A 19,736-nucleotide genomic window follows, 5' to 3' on the forward strand; every position below is an offset into this window, starting at 1 on the left:
GTGTGGCAGGTCAAGAATACGACTCCCTTCGAAACGAAGGGCTATTTTGTTCGGGACCGGGACGGCGTTGAGCATTGGGTTACGGTTGTTCGCGCAAGCTTTTCCGCAACTGCCGACGGGCTGGTGAGCATCACGGATGAACAGAAGCCGGTGCGTCTTGCACCCGAATATACCGATGATACTGCACTGGAATTAAAGGGCGAAAGTGACTTTGTGCCCTTCAAAACCCAAGTTGATTTTACTGTCAGCGGTCGCGCCTGCCTGCCTGACATGCACAACTTCAAAACAATCATAGCCTCGCTATCAATTGCTTCTCTTCATAAGCGAGCGGCAATTTCCGGTGAACGCCGCCTGAAGCGGCACAACGGCCGTTTTGTTATTGTCGATGATGAAGCAGCCAGCGAAGTGGATTTGAGTTGGCGCAATTGTCTAGGTGGTTCAGATGTTGTTAGCCGAAATGGAGGCGATGTCACGGTAAACTCGGCCAATCCGGTTGGTAGAGGCTGGACAGAATATTGGTCAAGATTGCCAGAAGGGGCCGAGATTGCCTTGCCTTTGATTGAAGCTGCAGATCAGCGTATCAACCCAACGAAGGCATTGCCGTCGCCATTCGGCTTTGGCCCGGTGCAACCTCACTGGACACCGCGCCGCAATTACGCCGGTACTTATGACGACGCTTGGCATAGACAGCGTGCGCCGCTTTTGCCGGAGGATTTTGACGAACGCTTCTACCAGTCGGCCCCGGCTGATCAGCAATTGGATATCAAAGGTGGTGAGACAATCACTGCGACCAATCTTCACCCGGACGGCCCTTTTTCATTCCGTCTACCGCAATTGATCTTTGATACTGCCACCCAGATTGGCACGGAGAGACATGAGGCCCGTATGCGGTTGATCTCGGTGGGGTTTGACACACGTACCAAGCATCTTGACATGGTATGGAACGCCCATACCCGCTGTAGCGGGCGGGATACGGATGTAGAGGGCAGCACAGTCAGGCTGCGTCAGATGGCGGGGGTTGCCCGTTGAGCGACAACGCGAACATCAATGGTGTTGGTCTGTGCTGTTCTCTAGGCAAAACCTTTGCGCAATCGGTCGCTGCTTACGCCGCCGGCGAAATGAATTTCGAAAAGCCCGACGATGTGATTGGGCCGGACGGGATGGGTTTACGTTTGGCGTCAGTCTTTGCGTTCCACGATATTCATAACATCGAACTCCGCTTTCAACGTCTGTTTCAGTGTGCCTTTGACGACCTGATCGAGCAAACCGGTCATTGGCCGGAGCCATTGGTCTTGCGTCTGTTGATACCGGGCTGGCTCGAAGACAATCCGATCTGTGCTGACCTGAAAACCTGGATCATTGACAACTTTCCTGAACGATTCTCATCTATCAGCGTTGGTGGCGGTGGCAACGCGATGTTTTTAGAGGATATTGCCAAAGGGGTGAAGATGGTCAGCCATGGTCAGGAACCGGCCGTCATTGTCGGTGCTGTTGATAGCTTTCTGTATGCACCGCTTATTGATGCCCTTGCCCTGCGTAAACAGCTTTCCAACAAACAGCAGCCACATGGATTAACGCCATCAGAAGCGGCTGTCCTCGTTCGCATTTGCACACCCGAAGCGGCTGTGCGCGGCATTCCCAGTGGATCGGTGGCAGGGGTTTGGAGTGGCCGTGAGACCAAATCTGTCGAAAATCCGGATGGCCTCATTGGGATTGGCCTGGCGCAGCCCTTTGTTGCAGCTTGTGAGGAACGCGCCCCGGACCGGCTGCTCATTGATCTTAACGGCGAGCGCTGGCGCTCGGAGGAAATCAGCTATGTATTAGCGCGTGCGCAGAATGTCTCGGACGATCTCGCCGCCGACTTTGAGACACCGGCAATGGCCACTGGCTTTTGCGGCTGTGCGACGGGCGGCGTGTTGACGGCCTTTGCGCTAGCTCAGTCCTCAGCCAACTGGTCCTCGCAAGAGGGAGACGAGGAATGGTCTCTTATTTCAACCAGCCAATATGACGGGCAGCGGGCAGTAGCCTTGATCAGGCGGGATGTTCCGGAAGCGGGAGAATAAGGAGGGGCATATGCAGGAAACGGTTTCGATCAACGGCATTACGCTTTGCCACAAACATTCAGATGGCTGGGTGCGTTCGACGCTGCCGGATGTATGTAAAGCCCCCACGATTCCTGTGCCTTTCACCAATATTGCCTTTGCCAAGGATTTGGCGAAGGGAACAAAGACGGTCTTTTCACATGATGGCGCAATGAATGGCGTCAAGGGTTCGGAGTTCTCCGTCTCGATTGGCGACGAACCGGGAGTTGGCGGAGGCGTGATCTCTGGCGTTAACATGCATCGCGCAACTTTTCTGTCCTGGTCGCTCGACGTATTTATGGAGGGGCGGAATGTCACGCGCCTGACGGACAGGATGTTGCTCAACAAAGGCAATACTATCTCGGCAGGCGGGTATTATACCGGGTTGGTTAAGGGAGCCAGCGCGAAGGATCTGGATGAACTCTGCGAAATTGCTTGTAAGTGCAAGCCCGCAACCCTCCGGCAACTTTGCGTCGCCAATGAGATCAGAAAAAAATTCTATGATGGCAAATACCCCACGAACTTCAACAATGGAATGTGCCCCGAAGTCTCTATGATCTGGGATAAAGCCGCCGGCGTGTGGGGCATCATTATGAATAAAGGGGGGACAGCACCAACATCCAACCCAATGACACCGGGAGGTGGAATCCGGCCGGATGTACTTTGCCGCACAGGTGGTAGTAACTCGATGCTGGTTGAAATGAAGTTCAAAGGGGATACGTTATCCCCGAGGCAAAAGGAACTTTATCCTCAAGCTGCAAAAGATATTGGTGCTAAAAATGAAACACTGGATGTAGAACAGGATTGTGACTGTTCGGGCGGCGGAGGTACTGCACCGGCGCCTGTTACAGCACCATCACGAGCGCCAAAGACCTCGCCAAACCCTGCTTTTCCCGTACCGTCAGAACAGGTGCCCGGAGCATGGCCGTGGTCAGACCCTCGTCCGGCCGGTGACTGGTGCCGACCTGTAGCGGGAGCATTTGGAACGACTGTATATGAGTGCATTCGCGGATACTGAATGGATAGCTATGACTGAAAAAGATGAATCTTCCGAGAAACTTTCCGATTCTGATCTCGCGCTGGCTTCCGGCCTCGATAATCTTTTTATCAATCATGAACGCACTGGACGTCCAATATGGCGTGGTGGTGGCTTTATGGAGATGTTCTTTCCCAATGGCTGTGCGATGGAACAGCGCATCTTTATGATTGGTATTTGGGAAGATTACTTTTCATTGTTTAAAGACAGCATGACGCATTTTCTGAAGAATGATGCAAACAGACTTAGCCCCATTACGGATCACCATTTCCCCGAACATTTTCGCGAGATTCTGCCCAGCATTGGCGAGGATGAATGGTTCGATGGCCGATTGGTGGGATATGTCAATGCCATCCGCACCGGCGAGCCCACACCCTACGCCATTGAAGGCGCTGGAGCTTGGTCAAATTATAGAGACAAGCTCTCCTCTATTTCAGCTTACTTTCATTCAAGCTGGTACATGAGTAATACAGATCTATTGATCGCTACCCTGCTGAAGTGGTGTGCCCGGATAAAACCACGGCACGGCCTGAGTGGTCTTGGTATGGTAAGGGATTTCGGATCACCGCCATATTCCCAACGTGACAGTAAGATGTTTCCGTTTCTGAAGCGATTTCCGGGTCTGGATTACACGGACACGGCTCAATTCAACCTAATAGCTGGTAACAGCACGTCTATCCGGGGCGTAAACTGGCTGACAATTATCGATGACGGCTTTGTGGAAAAGCTTGGCGGGAAAGAGAAATTGGCCAATGCACTTTCGCAGGACACGGAGATCGTTGTCCATGACTATGCTGGAGGCTTGATTATACAAGTGGGGAAATATCCGTTTATTGGAGATGTGAATGCGGGGCGGACTCGATCACATTACAACACGGTTGCGCAGGCACTAAAGCCCATAAGATTTGAAGACTACACAGATATGGGATATTTCAGAGTCCCCGATCCGCTCGATGAAGTGGATGAAACACTCAAATGGGTGCATCGCTTTGATTGAGTTCGTTTTGATCTCTTTTTAGTACACGAATGACCTCCGTCCAAAAGGAGATTTGCGGGGGTAAACCCAGCATAAAATCTGTAAACATTTGGAATAAAACAATCATTCTAAAAATAATGGTGCGGATAGAGGGACTCGAACCCCCACGGTCTCCCGCCAGAACCTAAATCTGGTGCGTCTACCAATTTCGCCATATCCGCAGATGGTTGCCGTATTCGACCCCCAAGCGCCGGTCTCTATATCACCGTCTTCCCGGGGGTCAAAGGAAAAAGCTGCTGTTTGAACAGTTTACTCAGAGACTGGCTTCCAGCCGATTGCGTCGCGCAGGAAAGTGTAGCCAAGCGCAATGAAGCTGGCCCGTTCTTTATTGTCCTTGCCATAGCCATGCCCACCCGCCTCAGGCTCGTAGAAATAGGTGTTATAGCCAAGAGCCTGCAGCTTTGCCGCCATCTTGCGTGCGTGACCGGGGTGAACGCGGTCATCCCGGCGTGTTGTTGCAATGAGGATCGGCGGATAGGGACGACCGGGTACAGCATTGTGATAGGCTGACAGCTCTTTCAGGAAGTCCCAGTCCTCAGGCTTGTCAGGATCACCATATTCGTCGACCCAGCTTGCTCCGGCGAGAAGCTTGTTGTAGCGGCGCATGTCGATCAGGGGAATGGTGCAGAACAGCGCCCCGAAACGTTCGGGGTAACGCGTCAGCATATTGGAGATCAACAGGCCGCCATTGGAGCCGCCTTCCGCCGCTATACGTTCGGGCCGCGTAACGCCGCGACGAACCAGATCTGCGGCAATGGCGGCAAAATCGTCGTGGGAGAGCTTTTTGCCTGCGCGGCGCCCCGCTTCGTGCCACGCGCTGCCGAATTCACCGCCACCGCGCAGATTGGCAACCACGCTGGTGCCGCCGCGCTCCAGCCACAACTTGCCGATAGATGCGCTGTAATAAGGCTCCATCGACAAACCAAAGCCGCCGTAGCCGGTCATGTGGACGGGCGCGTCGCCCGTTTCACCCTTTGGTCCGATCTGTGTGTAAGGGATTGCTTCGCCATCCGTCGAGATAGCTTCATGCCGCGTGACAACAAGGCCGGTGGCATCAAAGACCGCAGGGCTTTGCTTGAGCAGCGTTGGTACGGCGATGGCCTCTGGCTTGGCAATATCGAGCAAAAGCACCTGTGCTGGGGTTATCGGGTCCTGCGCTGCAACCAGCAATTCGCCCGTGGTATCGTCATGTTCGACATCCAGCGACCAGAGGTGAACAATACCTTCGGCGGGAAGGGCGCTGACGGTTGTCTTTGCCCATTTGCCCTCGCTCGGTTCGAAAATTTCGAAGCGCGGCGCAAGATTATCGAGAAACGAGACGACAAGCTTCTTATCGTTCCAGAAAAAACCTTGTAGCGCGCGGCGCGGCGCGGCCTCGAACAGAATCTGGAAATTGCGCTCGCCCGCTAGAAAGGCCTGGAGCGAAACGCCCAGCAGCGTGTCGGCAGGGTAGGTGACACCGGATACGGTCCAATCCTCCCTCGGCTTTACGGTCAGCCATTTATTGTAGGAGTTCCACCAGGCAGTCGCCGGTACGTCCAGACGCTGTTTGGCGCCTTCACGGTCGCCGAGCCAGCCCGCGGTTTCAAAGAAGGAGCGCTGCTCGACAAACCAGATACGCTCGCTGCCGCTGCTGCGGTCAATACCAGCACCCACAGCCATGGATTCCGGCGGGCATTCAAAGATGACAGGCGCAGACAGTGGATCGGTGCCACGTTTCCACAGACGCACGGTGCGGGCATAGCCTGATTGTGTGACCATGCCTTCGCCAAGCGCGCTTGAGATGAGGACGGTATCAATATCCAGCCAGTCAAGATCGCCTTTCGCTTCGGGCAGGTTGAACCCATCCTCGATAAAGCGGAAATTATCCATATCGAACTCGCGATGGACAACCGCATCGCTGCCACCGCGCGATAACTTGATGATGGCACGCTGCCGTTTTTTCGATTCGATGTGCGCGCCGCTCCAGATCCAGTCATCGTCCTCTGATTTGGCGAGCGCATCAATGTCGAGGAGAAGCTCCCATTCCGGCTCTGGCGTTTTATAGGACGCCATGGTGGTGCGGCGCCACAGGCCGCGCGGGTTCTGTTCATCCTGCCAGACATTGTAGAGATAGTTGCCACGGCGGGCGACCATCGGAATCTTGTCTGGCCTGTTCAGAATTGCGGTCAGAACATCGCGATCCCGTTCAAATTGCTGGCCGCCAAAACGTTGCAAGGTGGCTGCGGATTGCCGGGCAACCCATTCAAGCGGCTTGGCCCCTTCGATTTCCTCGAGCCAGATATGCGGATCATCATCGGGGGCGTCGACAGTCGGGCGGATATCTTGAACGGTCATGAGCTTCACTTCCTTGAGAATCTGCCGAGCAGTCTGGTGAAAGTGAGGCGTTTTGCAATGCCTCAAAGGATCAATTTCGATGCCAGTAAAAAAACGCGCCGGCATTCATGCCGACGCGATTTGATTTATACGGTGTGGTGCCAGCCCTAATGGGCAGGCGCTTCCGTGGGCGTCTCCACAGCCGCTTTCTTGCGCCCGATGGAGCGGAGTGCGACGTAGAACACCGGCGTCAGGAACAGACCGAAGAATGTCACGCCAAGCATGCCGGAGAACACTGCTGTACCCAGTGATTGACGCATTTCTGCGCCGGGGCCTTGGGCAATCATCAGCGGCACGACACCGAAGATGAAGGCGAAAGCCGTCATCAGGATCGGGCGCAGACGCTGACGGCTGGCTTCAATGGCCGCTTCAACCGGACTGGAACCTTCCGCCTGATGCTGGCGGGCGAATTCCACGATCAGGATCGCGTTTTTCGCCGCCAGACCAATCAGAACCACAAGGCCGATCTGGGTGAGTATATTATTATCCATTCCTCGCAAGAACACGCCTATCAGCGCGGCCAGAACTGCCAATGGGACAATCAGGATGATCGCCAGTGGCAGGACCCAGCTTTCATACTGGGCGGCGAGGGCAAGGAAGACGAACACGACCGAAAGCCCGAAGATCAGGATTGCGGTATTACCCGTCTGTCTTTCCTGCAGCGAAAGTTCTGTCCACTGGAAGGTTGTTCCGGCGGGCAGGGTCTTGGCTGCCAATGCCTCCATCTTGTCAAGCGCGGAACCGGAGGAAACACCGGGTGCAGCATTACCCTGTAGCGGCACCGATACATACATGTTGTATCGCTGCACGAGCGAGGGACCGTTTGTGTCCTTGATTTCAATGAGCGTGCCAAGTGGAACCAGTGCGCCCGTGGCCGAGCGTACTTTTAGTGCAAGGATATCAGTCCGATCCAGCCGGTATTGCTGGTCGGCCTGCGCCCGCACCTGATAAACACGGCCGAAAGCGTTGAAATCATTGACATAGGACGTGCCAAGATTGGTCGAGAGCGTTTCAAAGATGTTCGGAATAGGCACGTTGAGCGCCTGCGCCTTGTCTCTGTCGATCTCGAGGAAGTATTGCGGGCTATTGGCGGAGAAAGTGGTGTAGACGCCTGTTAGTCCCGGTGTCTGGTTGGCTTCGCCCATCATCTGATAGGCAAGGCCGAGAACGCGGCGCATGTCCGAGCTGTCGCGATCCAGAAGCTGCATCTTGAAGCCACCGGCATTACCGACGCCGCGAATTGGCGGTGGCGGTACGGCGATGATGAAGGCTTCCTGAATACTCTGCAGGCTTCCATAGATCTGCCTGATGATCGAATCACCCGTCTGGCCATTCTTGATCCGGTCAGCAAAGGGCTGGAACGGAGCAAAGACCACACCGGAGTTCGATGCGTTGGTGAAGGTCGCACCGTTGAAACCCGCAAAGGCCACGGCGTTGCGGACACCCGGAACGCCCCGGATGATCTTGGATGCCTTTTCAATAACCGCGTCGGTGCGGGCGAGGGATGCACCGTCAGGAAGCTGGACGACCACAATGGCGTAGCCCTGATCCATGGGCGGAACGAAGCCGCGTGGGATCGTATTGGCCATAAACCATGTGGCACCGAGCAAGCCGACAAATACGAGCAGGGACGCGCCTATGCCAACCCACGATCCAACCAGACGCCGAACGATCCACGAATAGCCGTTCGCCATCTTGTCGAAGCCAGTGTTGAAACCATTGGCGAGCATTCGCCCGAAACGTGCCGCGGGATTGTTCGATAGCGCGTGGTTATGCGGCCGCAGCACGATCGCTGCCAGAGCAGGCGAAAGTGTCAGCGAGTTAAGCGCCGAAATGGCCGTCGCAGCCGAGATGGTCACGGCAAACTGGATATAGAACTGACCAGAGATGCCGGGAATGAAGGCTGTTGGCGCAAACACCGCAATCAACACCAGCGAAATGGCGATAACCGCAGTTCCGACCTCATCCATGGTTATGTGGGAGGCTTCTTTCGGACTCATGCCCGCCGCAAGGTTTCGTTCGACATTTTCGACCACCACGATGGCATCATCAACCACGATGCCGATGGCGAGCACCAGACCAAACAAAGTGAGCATATTCAGCGAGAAGCCGAATGCCGAGAGTATGGCAAAGGTGCCGATCAGCGAGACCGGGATTGCAACGATGGGGATGATTGCCGTCCGCCAGGATTGCAGGAAGACAAGCACAACCAGTGCCACGAGGATGACGGCTTCGAAGATCGTCTTGTAAACATCGGAAATCGATTCAGAGATGAATTCCGTTGGATCATAAACGATGTCGTATTTCAGGCCCGGAGGGAAATCCTTGGAAAGTTCCTCCATGGTCGAGCGGATTGTTTCTGCGGCGGCGAGGGCATTGGTGCCGGGGCGGCTGAAAATACCCAGCGCAACGGCAGGACTGCCATCGAGATAGCTGTTCGTCACATAGTCTTTCGCACCAAGCTCGATGCGGGCGACATCCTGCAACTGTACGAGACGGCCATCACCGCTTGTCTTGACGATGACGTAGCGGAACTGACGGGCATCGCTGAAACGGCCCTGCATGGTCACTGTGTACTGGAAGGCATTGGTGCCCGATGTGGGTGGTCCGCCGATAGCACCACCATTGACCTGCACGTTCTGGTCACGCAGTGCCTGAACCACATCAGCGGATGTCATGCTATAGGCGGCCAGCTTTTGCGGATCTAGCCAGATACGCATGGAGTATTGGCGTTCACCGAAGATAGTAACTTCACCAACACCGTCGAGCCGCAGCAGAACGTCGCGGATACGGGTGTTGGCATAGTTGGACGCATAAAGCTGGTCGTAACGATTATCAGGCGAGAGCACGTGTACGACCATCATCAGATCGGGCGAACTTTTCGTCGTGGTGATACCGTTGCGCTGCACGTCCTGCGGCAATTGCGGTACGGCAATGGCAACGCGGTTCTGCACCAGAACCTGCGCCTTATCGAGATCCGTGCCAAGCTTGAAGGTGATCGTCAGTGCCATTGAGCCGTCAGCGGTCGAATAGGAGGACATATAAAGCATGTCCTCGACGCCGTTGATCTGCTGCTCGATGGGTGTGGCGACCGTATTGGCGATGGTTTCGGCATCGGCACCGGGATAGGCGGTGCGGACAACGATGGTTGGTGGTGCGATTTCAGGATATTGGGCAACGGGAAGCTGAGTATAGGCGATACCGCCGACAATCAGCAGCACAATGGACAGAACCGACGCAAAGATCGGTCTGTCGATGAAAAAATGCGCAAACCTCATTGGCCTGCCTCCGCGCCCTTAACCTCCGGCGGAAGCTCGACGAGTTCAGGCTTGACCTTGATGCCGGGACGTATGCGCATCAGGCCGTTGACAACAATGGTTTCATCACCCTTCAGGCCGCTGCGGATAACCCGGTAGCCGTAAAGCTTCGGTCCGAGGCGAACTGGTTTTGTGGTGACGGTTTCGTCAGCATTGACGACATAGACAACGCGTTCATTCTGGTCGGAGCCAACGGCTTCGTCAGGTACGAGCGTGCCCTTATATGTGTTCGAGGCAGCCACTTCGACGCGCCCAAAAAGGCCGGGTTGAAGAATGAACTTGGGATTGTCGAAGCGCGCACGCACGCGCATTGTTCCTGTGGCGTCATCGAGCCGGTTCTCGGCAAAATCGAGTTTGCCCTTGAATGGCTGTTCGTTCGAATCGGTCAGCCTGACGGTGACTTCAAGACCGCCACCGCCTTCCTGCAGATTGGCGCCGTTTTCACGGGCTGTCTTCGAATAGGACAACAGGTTGCGTTCATCCACGTCGAAATAGAAATCGATCGGATCAAGCGAAACGATAGATGTCAGGATTGTATTGTTGGCATTGACCAGATTGCCGACCGAAATGAGCCGGCGGTCAATACGGCCATCCTGCGGGGCGGTGATCTGCGTATAGTTGAGGTTGAGCTGGGCTGCATCCACGGCAGCCTGTGCGCCAACCACACTCGCCTGACCGGCGAGAAACGCCCGCCGCTGGTCATCCAGCGTCGATACGGACAATGTACCACTTCCGGTCAGCGATTGTGTCCGCTTGAACTGTGCTTCCGCATAGGTTTCCGTGGTCTTGGCAACTTCCAGCGCGGATTGTGCCTGAGCCAGCGCGGATATGTATGGCCGCTGGTCGATGGTGAAAAGCGGATCACCCTTTTTGACCAGAGCACCGTCCTTGAAGTGGACGGTATCGAGATAGCCATCAACACGCGACCGGACAGAAACCTGATCGACGGCTTCAAAGCGGCCGATGAATTCATCGCTGTCGATGACGTCGCGCACGACAGGTTTTGCTACGGTGACTGTCGGAGGCGGGGGAGCATTTTGCGCCAGCACCGGCAAGGCGGTCGTGAGCGCAAGTGCAAAGCCGAGGGTAAGTGTAGAAAGAGAGTTCCGTGACAAGGGCAGGCCTCCATGACGATCAGACTTCCGTGCCTCGTGAGATGCGATTGCCTCTCCGTCCGCGCCGGTGATTCATCTTATGGCTACGAGTCAGATGAGCACTGACCAGAACAGCTGGAACGCTGGTGCCGCAGATAAACAAGTCAATTTCTCAGATTGTATCGATTTAATACTTAGTCTCGATAGGGACCAGCGCAAGGGCAGTTCCAAAATTCCGTATGGTGTATTTCCAGTATGGCTATCGATGGTCCCCACGTATCAAGATTTGCACAGTTGCACATGGTTGTCATCAGACAAATATTTCACTTCTTTTTGTGATCATGAAAGCGCCAGACTTGTGTGCAGGAGTTCAGGCGCACCGGCGCGGATTTTCAAATCGCATAGGGCTGTGCCATTGATTTTTGTACGCAGTGCAAGTAAATGGAGCCACCAATCGGTAAGGGTGCAATTTCTTCCGCGGCTTTGTGGCATATTCTGTGATATGAATTTTGACACAAATAACGGGCCGAAAAAGAAATAAAGCAATAAAATCAACGTAGATGGTCAGGGCATGGCTCGCCCCATCTGCACCAGAAGCCACGATGGCAGACAGTTTTTCTCCCGCAATTTGGCTAATAGGCCGGCGACGGCGGGACAAATGTTAAAAAGTGAAGGTTTGGACATGCAGGTTACTGAAACGCTCAATGAAGGGCTGAAGCGCGAGATCAAGGTCGTCGTTCCGGCCAAGGATCTGGAAGCAAAGCTTTCCGAACGCCTCCAAGGTGCCAGCGCCAAGGCGCGCATCAATGGCTTCCGCCCCGGCAAAGTGCCGCTCAATCACCTGCGCAAGATGTACGGCAAGTCCTTCATGGCTGAAGTCGTCAACGAGATCCTCAGCGATTCCTCGCGCACAATCCTTGCTGACCGCAATGAAAAGTCCGCTACCCAGCCAGAAGTCGCAATGACTGAAGACGAGAAGGAAGCGGACAAGGTTCTGAACGGCGAAGCCGATTTCGAATTCACGCTGAACTACGAAGTTCTGCCAGCGATCGAACTCAAGGACGCTTCCAAGATCTCCATCACACGCGAAGTCGTTGATGTTACGGATGCGGAAGTTGAAGAGCAGGTCAAGCGCGTTGCAAGCTCTGCCCAGACTTTTGAGCCCAAGAAGGGCAAGGCCGAAACCGGCGACCGCGTGACCATGGATTATCTCGGCAAGATCGACGGCGAGCCGTTCGATGGCGGCGCTGATACCGATGCAACGCTGATCCTCGGCTCGGGCCAGTTCATTCCCGGCTTTGAAGATCAGCTCGTTGGCACCAAGGCTGGTGACGAAAAGCAGATCAAGGTGACGTTCCCGGCTGAATATGGTGCGGCGCACCTGGCAGGCAAGGACGCAACCTTCGACATCACTGTCAAGGAAATCGGCAAGCCCGGCGAACTCGAAATTAACGACGAAACCGCCAAGAAGCTCGGCATCGAAAGCGCTGATCGTCTGCGTCAGGTTATCCGTGAGCAGATCGAAAGCCAGTACGGCTCATTCACCCGTCAGAAGGTCAAGCGTCAGATTCTCGATGCGCTCGATGGCGAGTACCAGTTCGAATCGCCAGAACGTCTGATCAATGCCGAGTTCAACAACATCTGGGCACAGATCGGTCAGGACCTGCAGCAGGCTGGCAAGACCTTTGAAGACGAAGACACAACGGAAGAAGCAGCGCGCGAAGAATATCGCAAGCTGGCTGAACGCCGCGTTCGCCTTGGTCTCGTTCTCTCCGAAATCGGCAACAAGGCCGGTATTGAAGTGACAGAAGAAGAATTGCAGCGCGCCGTTTACGATCAGGTTCGTCAGTATCCCGGTCAGGAACAGCAGATTTACGAATTCTTCCGCAAGACACCGGAAGCAATCAACAATCTCCGCGCTCCGATTTTTGAAGAAAAGGTTGTCGATCACCTTCTCTCGTCCATCAATGTGACCGACAAGAAGGTGACGAAGGAAGAGCTGATGGCTGAAGACGAGTCGGACGAAAAATCAGGTGAAGCCAAGAAGCCTGCCAAGAAGGCAGCGCCAAAAAAGGCCGCCAAGAAGAAGACCGAAGACGAAGCATAAGCTTCTGACCAGAAGCTGCATCAAACGCAGCCTCATACATTCGAAACGGCTCCGTATTCACGGGGCCGTTTTGCTTTTGAAAACTATCTATTGCCGGGAGCAAGGGCAGCACGCAGCAGATCGGCATTATCCTTTGCCATTTGCCCTGAAGGCAGGAGATTGCCGTCTTCCAGACCGATGCGGCTGTCAAAACCTCGCGCCATAGCTTCCCTGTAGACCGGCCAGACGCTGGCTTCATCGCCATGCATGAGGATGGGGAGTTTGCTGCCCGCCGCGTTCAGGACTGCCTGTATGCCCTCTGCAACGCGCAAGCCTTCCTCAACATCCTGTTCGTTGATCTCAATCAGGACACGCAGGCATTTTCCGGCGTTGCTCAACCTGACAAATCGGTCTGCGTCGTCGACGGACCAGATACCGGCTTCGACGCCGCTACCTTTGCCAAGAACAAGGGCGATCAAATCCTCTGCATCGTCTTCGATGAGATTGATCGAGACATAGTCGGGGAGGGTCTTCCACTGGCGGATTGGTTCCTGCCGGGCAATTCCGCCCGGTGCTATGCGCCAATGGGTGGAAAGGCCGACAGGAATGCCTGGTACGGTTGCACGAATGGCTTGCAATGTATCGGCCACATGATCCGGATCGAGTGTTTCCAATCCGTCCGGGCCGCGTGGATGGATGTGTAATTCACGCGCCCCGGCTGCCACGACAAGCGCCGCATCTCCGGCTATTTCCGATGCTGTAAACGGAACTGCAGGGTGAAATTCCCGCGTCCGTCCTCCGTTGAGACAGGCTTGTAACATGCTGGTTTCTCCGCTCCTGTGAGTTCATCATAGCGGATTTACTGGTGACAGCACTGTGTCAGGATATGTTCAGCTATTGATGGGAATCCAGATTTCCATTCCGCCATTGCCGGTTCGCGCATCAAATTCCGGACCATAACGCTCAAAATTGGGTGCATCGGCCAGTACATGATCGGATTCGGGTATCCATTTACCCCAGATCGTCATGATGGTGCTGCGTATGGTTGAGATATGATCCCGGTGCGAGAACACCAGATAGATCTGGGCCGGTATGCGAACCCGCGCAAACTCCGCCGGAATATCCGAAAAGTCTTTTACCTCGGCACCAGCAATATAGTCGAAATTGCTGGCATCATCGCCATTGCAGCAGACACCATAGGCGACGTCACCAACCTGACCGTTGATATGGCCGAAATAGGGGCCGAAACGTTGCCATTGTGCCGGGATGGCTGAACTTGTTTCGCAGCTATAGCGTTCGCCTATGCCTGCGATGAGCATCGGCCTGCCATTTTCGATGCGCGGCTCTTCCAGATTGATAATAAATTGCTGATCCATTTTCATCGGCTCCACCAATGGGATGTTTCTGACATGGCGCTGTGCGCGAACCTGTTCGGGGGTGAGCCCGAACTGATCGCGGAACGCCCGCGTGAATGCCTCGTGGGAGCTGTATCCGGCATCAAGCGCGACACTGAGAATATCCGGGGCGCCTTCGCACAGGGATTTCGCTGCTTCCGTTAATCTGCGGCCACGTATATGGCTGCTGACCGAGCGCCCGGCAAAAATGCCGAAAGCGCGCGACATATGGAAACGCGATAGACCCGCAACGTCAGCAATATCATCGAGTGTTATTTCCTCGGCAAAATGCCCTTCAACGTACCAGATCGCTTTCTCAACCGAATTCATGAAACTCTCCACATATGCACAGCATTCAACTACACGCCGCCGGGAGAGGGCATTTGATCGCGATTGCGGTTCGAATGCAATTTTGACAGGGCTAAAAAAGTTTCATGCCCTTGAGGCTGGCATGGCCGTTCCTGCCGATAATGATGTGATCATGGACCACGATGCCCATTTGCGAGCCGATATTGGCGATGGTCTTGGTCATTTCGATATCGGCTTTCGATGGTGTCGGATCGCCGGAGGGGTGATTGTGAACAAGGATGATGGCGCTGGCTGATAATTGCAGCGCCCGGGCGATGACTTCACGCGGGTAAACGGGCGTATGGTCGATTGTTCCGACCTGTTGCACCTCATCGGCAATCAGGGTGTTTCTTTTGTCGAGAAACAGAATACGCAACTGCTCCCGCTGTTCATGCGCCATGGCCGCCGTGCAATAGTCGATCAGTTTGCCCCATGAGCCGAGCACGGTGCGCTGATTCATATCGCTGCGGATGATGCGGTGTGTGAAGGCAGCAATGAGTTTAAGATCAAAGGCCACCACGGGCCCACAGCCCTTTACCTCCTGCAGCAGATGATCTGGCGCGCCCAATACCTCAGCCAGACTGCCAAAACGAGCCAGAAGCGCTTTGGCGAGCGGCTTGGTGTCACCTTGCCGTATCGAGCGGTAAAGCAGCACTTCCAGCATTTCATAGTCAGCCAAGCCCTGATGGCCAACTTTCAGAAAACGCTCCTTCATGCGCTCGCGGTGACCGGTGTAATGAGGCTCGACTGGCTCATCCGGTTTGCTGGCAAGATTCGACGTGCCAGCGCTTTTTTCAACACCAGGTTGTTTCTGAAGGGTGTTTGGGGAAGGCTCATTGAGGAAGAAAGTCTTTTGTGGCTCGTCTTCGCTCATGGGCCTCTGCGTTCTATTCGAGTTTCAGTCCCGGGGCGAACAGACCTGCCGGTGATACCGTGAAGACTTCGCAGCCATCCTTGGTAACGCCGACTGTGTGTTCGTATTGTGCCGTCAGCGAGCGATCACGCGTAACTGCGGTCCAGCCATCGGCGAGCACTTTGACGTGTGGACGGCCAAGATTGATCATTGGCTCGATGGTGAAGATCATGCCCTCCCGCAATTCGACACCCTCATTGGGTGTGCCGTAGTGCAGGATATTCGGTGCATCATGAAACAGCTGGCCAACGCCGTGGCCGCAGAAATCGCGCACAACCGAGCAGCGCTCCGCTTCCGCATAATTCTGGATTGCTGCGCCGATAGCGCCGGTGCGCGCACCGGGACGAACGGCTGCAATGCCGCGCATCAGGCTTTCGTGAGTTACTTCCATGAGCCGTTCCGCAGCGCGCTTGATTTCGCCAACCGGGTACATGCGGCTGGAGTCGCCGTGCCAGCCGTCGAGAATATAGGTCACGTCGATATTGACGATATCGCCTTCACGCATTGGCTTGTCATCGGGAATGCCATGGCAGACCACATGATTAATCGAGGTGCAGGACGATTTTGTATAGCCGCGATAGTTCAGCGTTGCGGGCAGGGCACCATGATCGGCACCAAATTCGAAGACGAAGCGATCTATGGTATTGGTGGTGACGCCGGGCGCAACGATGCTCGCAAGCTCATCGAGGCAGCGCGCGGTCAGCTGGCAAGCTTTGCGCATGGCCGCAAAACCATCAGCGCCGTGAAGCCTGATCTGTCCGGTGTTCTTCAGGGGCGCAGTCTGCGCATCGAGATAGGTAACCATGGTGCTTTCCGCTTGGCGTCAATCAATAATGGGTATCGCGCCTGTTGCTGCAATACCCGAAGGTGTGATGTGGCATCTTATTGCGTAAGCTTCAACCCCACGCGCCATTGCACGCTCGAATGCCCTTGCATAAACCGGATCAAGGTCGCCGCAGATTCTCAAGCGGTCGCAATCGTCGCGCTGGATCACATAGAGCATGACACCACGGTGGCCATTCTCAACCATGTTGCCTAGCTCGTCCAGATGTTTTGCGCCACGGGCAGTCGGAGAATCGGGAAATTCCGCGAGATTTTCCGTTCGCGAGAAGTGGACGTTCTTCACTTCGACATAGGCTGCTGCGCGCTCAGGGTCAGTCAGCAGGATGTCGATCCGTGAATTGGCGCCATATCTCTGCTCGCGCTTTAGGTCGCGATATCCGGAGAGGCCGGGCAAAAGGCCAGCCAAAATGGCTTCCTCGGCGATGCGGTTGGGCAGGCCGGTGTTGATGCCAACCAAAGTGCCCTGTGCTTCGACGATTTGCAGCGTGTGCGCATATTTGCGTTTCGTATCGTCGGACTGGGACAACCAGACACGAATGCCGGGATCGGTGAGCCCGAGCATCGAGCCTGTATTGGGAACGGAGCTGGTGATCGGGCTGCCGTCGTCCAGAATGATATCGGCGAGAAATCGTTTATAGCGCTGGACCAGTTTGCCGGTGGCGAGGGGCGTGGGGAAAATCATGCCCGAGATGTATCCGAACCGGTGCCCCGGAACAATCTGTAATCAGGACAGCCTCTGGGCCGTCAGGACAGGCGTTACGCCGTCAGGACAGGCTTTGAACTGTCCGGATCACATCTGCGAGGGACATATCTGCGGTCAGGACGGCGGCAATAGCGGCAAGGCCAGCCAGAAAGAATGTCAGCGTTGTTTTCGTTTGTTTGCTCATGATTATGTTTTCCTGCATGAGCCAAAGAGACAGAAAAAACGTGCCGGGATTGTGGCTCAGTTATGCTCATTCGCAGGCATTGTATCCGCGCTGTGCAAAAGCGCAGGGCGAAAAAAAGCCTGCCTTTTGAGGGGCAGGCAAATTTGCTCTGGGGTGGGAGAATTCGGGTTCGTTTGGAGGTTAAACCGAACCCTACTGCTAAAGATCGGAATCTCAGCAGTGATTCATGATAGGTCAGGTCAGGAATACAACCTCATAACTTTCTTTAACAGTCGGTGACAAAGCTTGAACGCCGCGGGCTGTTCTCATCGCTTTGAGTGTCTCATCCTGTGTCTTGCCTGCCTAAGGCGGGTGAAACGCATAGGAGGAGACACGATGAACTATAAGTTTCTTGTACCGATTCTAGCGATCGCTGCGTTTACGTTGGCAGCTTGTGACAACAAGCAATCAGGGGGTGGCACGACGCCACCTGCGACCACGTCGGAACCTGCAAAACCCGATGCAGCTCCGGCAACTCCCGCACCGGACCCAGCAAAACCGGCACCTGCAAACTGATAATACTGACCAAAGACAGAACGGCCGGCTCCTTCAGGGGCTGGCCGTTTCACATGACCAAATGGCACGCAGGCTTGTTAGCCAGCTGTTATAAATCATTGATTTCCGGGGAGAAAACCTGGTACGCCCAAGGGGAATCGAACCCCTGTTTGCGCCGTGAAAGGGCGCCGTCCTAACCGCTAGACGATGGGCGCCTGCAGGTAAGCGGCTTATAGTGAAACAGTTTTTCGACTGCAACCCCATATTTCATTCTTTTTTGGGAAAAGTGAAAATTGTTGTGGTGCCTGTGGGCAAATATACTGCGTGCCGGGCAGAAGGAGGGCCGCTACTATCGATTTATACTAGCTGCGACGACGGCCGCAGCGCCAGTTCCAGTCGCGAGTCGGGCCGATATCCACGTGGACTGATTCGGTATAGCAGTAGGTGCCAACGCCGCCACGCCCCGGCATTGATCGGGCAAAATTCGCCAATTCCCATTTGGAAACGCCGGGAACCTGAATATCGGCGGCAGCACAGGACATGTGCAAAGAGGCCTTTGCACCGTTCACCAGCCGGTTGTAGGGCGGGCTGCGATAGCCAGAGGTGACGATAACCGATTTGCCATAACGGCGTTCAATTGTTTTCAGTATGCCAACCAGTTGCGGTTTCAGGCAGGCAACATCGACGCTTTCGCGCTGAACCCTGAGGCCATTGGGTGCAAGACGGGCGAGACCAGCCGCTGAAGCGAGAATCACCGGAGCAGCTGACCCTTCATCGTCGTCCTGATAGAGGCTGTCGCGCTGCATGATGACAATGCCGCCATTGGGGCGCACGCCGGGCAGCGAGGCAAGATGCTCGGTCGGCTTGTAATCGGAAGGAGAGGGCAGTCCCGCCATTTGCACCTGACTATCGCTGCTGAGTGCCTTGAGCTGGGCTTGTGCCTTCGGTTGAATGACGGCCACGAGACGTTTTGATGGCGGGGCAGCATTGTTATTGGAAAAGAGCCGCACCAGCCGCCCATTGTCCTTGCCAGTACCCGGCCTTGTTTGGGTTGTGGCGGCCTGTGCTTCCGCGGCTTGAGCAGCTTTTGCGGCCTTACTGCCTACTTCCGGCGTTTCAACCTGCTGCGGTTGTTCTGCTGCTGCCGGTTCCGGAGCTTTGGTGGAACTGCCAAACAATGATGTCTTGACCGGTGGTTTCGCCGCTGCTGGCGCCAATGCTGCAATCTGCTGCTGGGCTTCCGGTTGCGGTGTCGGTGCGCTTGATCCGAAAAGTGCGGTTTTTCCGGGTATCTTGCCCGGTGCCTGAGCCACAGTTGCGTCTTTGCCTGTCAGTGCTGCGGAGGTGTTGTTCTTGTCATGACCGGGCTGGGCTGCCGCATCATTGACGGTTTTCAGCGCATTCGTTTCTGAACCGCCAGCAAGTGCCAACGCTTCCGGAGACACACTTTCCGAGCCAGTCACCGGCATTGCGTTGGCGGTAGCCGTGGATGTTGTGGTTGTTGTTGGAGCGACACTGAGGACGGTACCTGCTGTCGGCGACGAACCCGTAGACGTACACGACACGGTTGCCATCGCGAAAAGCGTGACAACGCATATGACGGTGCTTGCCCGGAAGGCCGCTACTGAGGCTGACAGCTTGTTCAACGATTCCCCCGTCTCGTCTTTTCCGGCTCTTGCAAAAGTTCAGTCCAATCCGCTTTTCTTATGAGCAGGACGCTCGCGAAGTTTCGTTGAAGTGCAAAAAACACCGGCAGAGAGTTCGTAAAGTTAACGGTTTTTAAACGTCTCT

General features: G+C 55.1%; 15 protein-coding genes and 2 tRNA genes. 5 read left to right on the forward strand and 12 right to left on the reverse strand.

The genetic code is table 11. The features are described from left to right. The 4 genes from FHW17_RS16160 to FHW17_RS16175 are packed head-to-tail and all read left to right on the forward strand — an operon-like array spanning window position 1 to window position 4,114. On the forward strand, window positions 1-1,029 hold the full coding sequence (locus FHW17_RS16160; RefSeq protein ID WP_112524840.1) for a DUF2169 domain-containing protein: 1,029 nt from the start codon (window positions 1-3) through the stop codon (window positions 1,027-1,029). After that, window positions 1,026-2,063 (forward strand): hypothetical protein, encoded by a 1,038-nt coding sequence (locus FHW17_RS16165; RefSeq protein WP_112524842.1) that lies wholly within the window; start codon window positions 1,026-1,028, stop codon window positions 2,061-2,063. The genes FHW17_RS16160 and FHW17_RS16165 overlap by 4 nt, the downstream gene beginning before the upstream one ends. 10 nt (window positions 2,064-2,073) lie before the next feature. After that, on the forward strand, window positions 2,074-3,099 hold the full coding sequence (locus FHW17_RS16170; protein ID WP_162700311.1) for a PAAR-like domain-containing protein: 1,026 nt from the start codon (window positions 2,074-2,076) through the stop codon (window positions 3,097-3,099). Beyond that, window positions 3,077-4,114, forward strand: coding sequence for a type VI immunity family protein (locus tag FHW17_RS16175; RefSeq protein WP_182510322.1), 1,038 nt, complete (start codon window positions 3,077-3,079; stop codon window positions 4,112-4,114). Before FHW17_RS16170 ends, FHW17_RS16175 begins: the two co-directional genes overlap by 23 nt. 117 nt (window positions 4,115-4,231) lie before the next feature. On the opposite strand, the gene FHW17_RS16180 is transcribed toward FHW17_RS16175, so the two are convergent. The 4 genes from FHW17_RS16180 to FHW17_RS16195 all read right to left on the reverse strand — a co-directional run bounded on the left by FHW17_RS16180 (window position 4,232) and on the right by FHW17_RS16195 (window position 10,961). Further along, a tRNA-Leu gene (locus FHW17_RS16180) sits at window positions 4,232-4,314 on the reverse strand. Between the two features lie 88 nt (window positions 4,315-4,402). Continuing rightward, window positions 4,403-6,490 carry a prolyl oligopeptidase family serine peptidase gene (locus tag FHW17_RS16185; RefSeq protein ID WP_182510323.1) on the reverse strand — a complete coding sequence of 696 codons (2,088 nt, stop codon included), beginning with the start codon at window positions 6,488-6,490 and terminating at the stop codon, window positions 4,403-4,405. 146 nt (window positions 6,491-6,636) lie between these two features. Then, entirely contained in the window at window positions 6,637-9,807 is a 3,171-nt protein-coding gene (locus tag FHW17_RS16190; protein ID WP_112524848.1) for a multidrug efflux RND transporter permease subunit, read from the reverse strand. Then, complete coding sequence (locus FHW17_RS16195) at window positions 9,804-10,961, reverse strand: efflux RND transporter periplasmic adaptor subunit (protein WP_112524850.1); 1,158 nt, start codon at window positions 10,959-10,961, stop codon at window positions 9,804-9,806. Before FHW17_RS16195 ends, FHW17_RS16190 begins: the two co-directional genes overlap by 4 nt. 661 nt (window positions 10,962-11,622) lie before the next feature. Between FHW17_RS16195 and tig the strand changes: the two genes are divergently transcribed. Further along, window positions 11,623-13,047 carry a trigger factor gene (gene tig, locus FHW17_RS16200; protein WP_182510324.1) on the forward strand — a complete coding sequence of 475 codons (1,425 nt, stop codon included), beginning with the start codon at window positions 11,623-11,625 and terminating at the stop codon, window positions 13,045-13,047. A gap of 83 nt (window positions 13,048-13,130) precedes the next feature. Here tig and FHW17_RS16205 read toward each other — a convergent pair whose 3' ends face one another. The 8 genes from FHW17_RS16205 to FHW17_RS16235 all read right to left on the reverse strand — a co-directional run bounded on the left by FHW17_RS16205 (window position 13,131) and on the right by FHW17_RS16235 (window position 19,591). Continuing rightward, window positions 13,131-13,847, reverse strand: a complete 717-nt coding sequence (locus FHW17_RS16205; RefSeq protein ID WP_182510325.1) for a 3-keto-5-aminohexanoate cleavage protein — start codon at window positions 13,845-13,847, stop codon at window positions 13,131-13,133. Between the two features lie 69 nt (window positions 13,848-13,916). Then, complete coding sequence (locus FHW17_RS16210; protein WP_112524856.1) at window positions 13,917-14,750, reverse strand: AraC family transcriptional regulator; 834 nt, start codon at window positions 14,748-14,750, stop codon at window positions 13,917-13,919. Window positions 14,751-14,841: 91 nt separating this feature from the next. Then, a complete protein-coding gene (gene radC / locus FHW17_RS16215) occupies window positions 14,842-15,642 on the reverse strand; it encodes a DNA repair protein RadC (protein ID WP_112524858.1) in 801 nt (266 codons plus the stop codon). Between the two features lie 13 nt (window positions 15,643-15,655). Then, the gene (gene map / locus FHW17_RS16220) at window positions 15,656-16,486 is read right to left on the reverse strand and encodes a type I methionyl aminopeptidase (RefSeq protein WP_112524860.1); all 831 of its coding nucleotides are present in this window, start codon (window positions 16,484-16,486) and stop codon (window positions 15,656-15,658) included. Window positions 16,487-16,504: 18 nt separating this feature from the next. Then, on the reverse strand, window positions 16,505-17,206 hold the full coding sequence (gene sfsA / locus FHW17_RS16225) for a DNA/RNA nuclease SfsA (protein WP_112524862.1): 702 nt from the start codon (window positions 17,204-17,206) through the stop codon (window positions 16,505-16,507). Window positions 17,207-17,288: 82 nt separating this feature from the next. Beyond that, entirely contained in the window at window positions 17,289-17,411 is a 123-nt protein-coding gene (locus FHW17_RS25370) for a hypothetical protein (RefSeq protein WP_255784354.1), read from the reverse strand. A gap of 674 nt (window positions 17,412-18,085) precedes the next feature. Then, window positions 18,086-18,160, reverse strand: a tRNA-Glu gene (locus FHW17_RS16230). A gap of 147 nt (window positions 18,161-18,307) precedes the next feature. Further along, complete coding sequence (locus FHW17_RS16235) at window positions 18,308-19,591, reverse strand: YcbK family protein (protein ID WP_112524866.1); 1,284 nt, start codon at window positions 19,589-19,591, stop codon at window positions 18,308-18,310. Window positions 19,592-19,736 lie beyond the last annotated feature (145 nt).

The sequence above is a fragment of the Phyllobacterium sp. P30BS-XVII genome, assembly GCF_014138335.1.
In the GTDB taxonomy this organism is placed as follows: Bacteria; Pseudomonadota; Alphaproteobacteria; order Rhizobiales; family Rhizobiaceae; genus Phyllobacterium; species Phyllobacterium meliloti.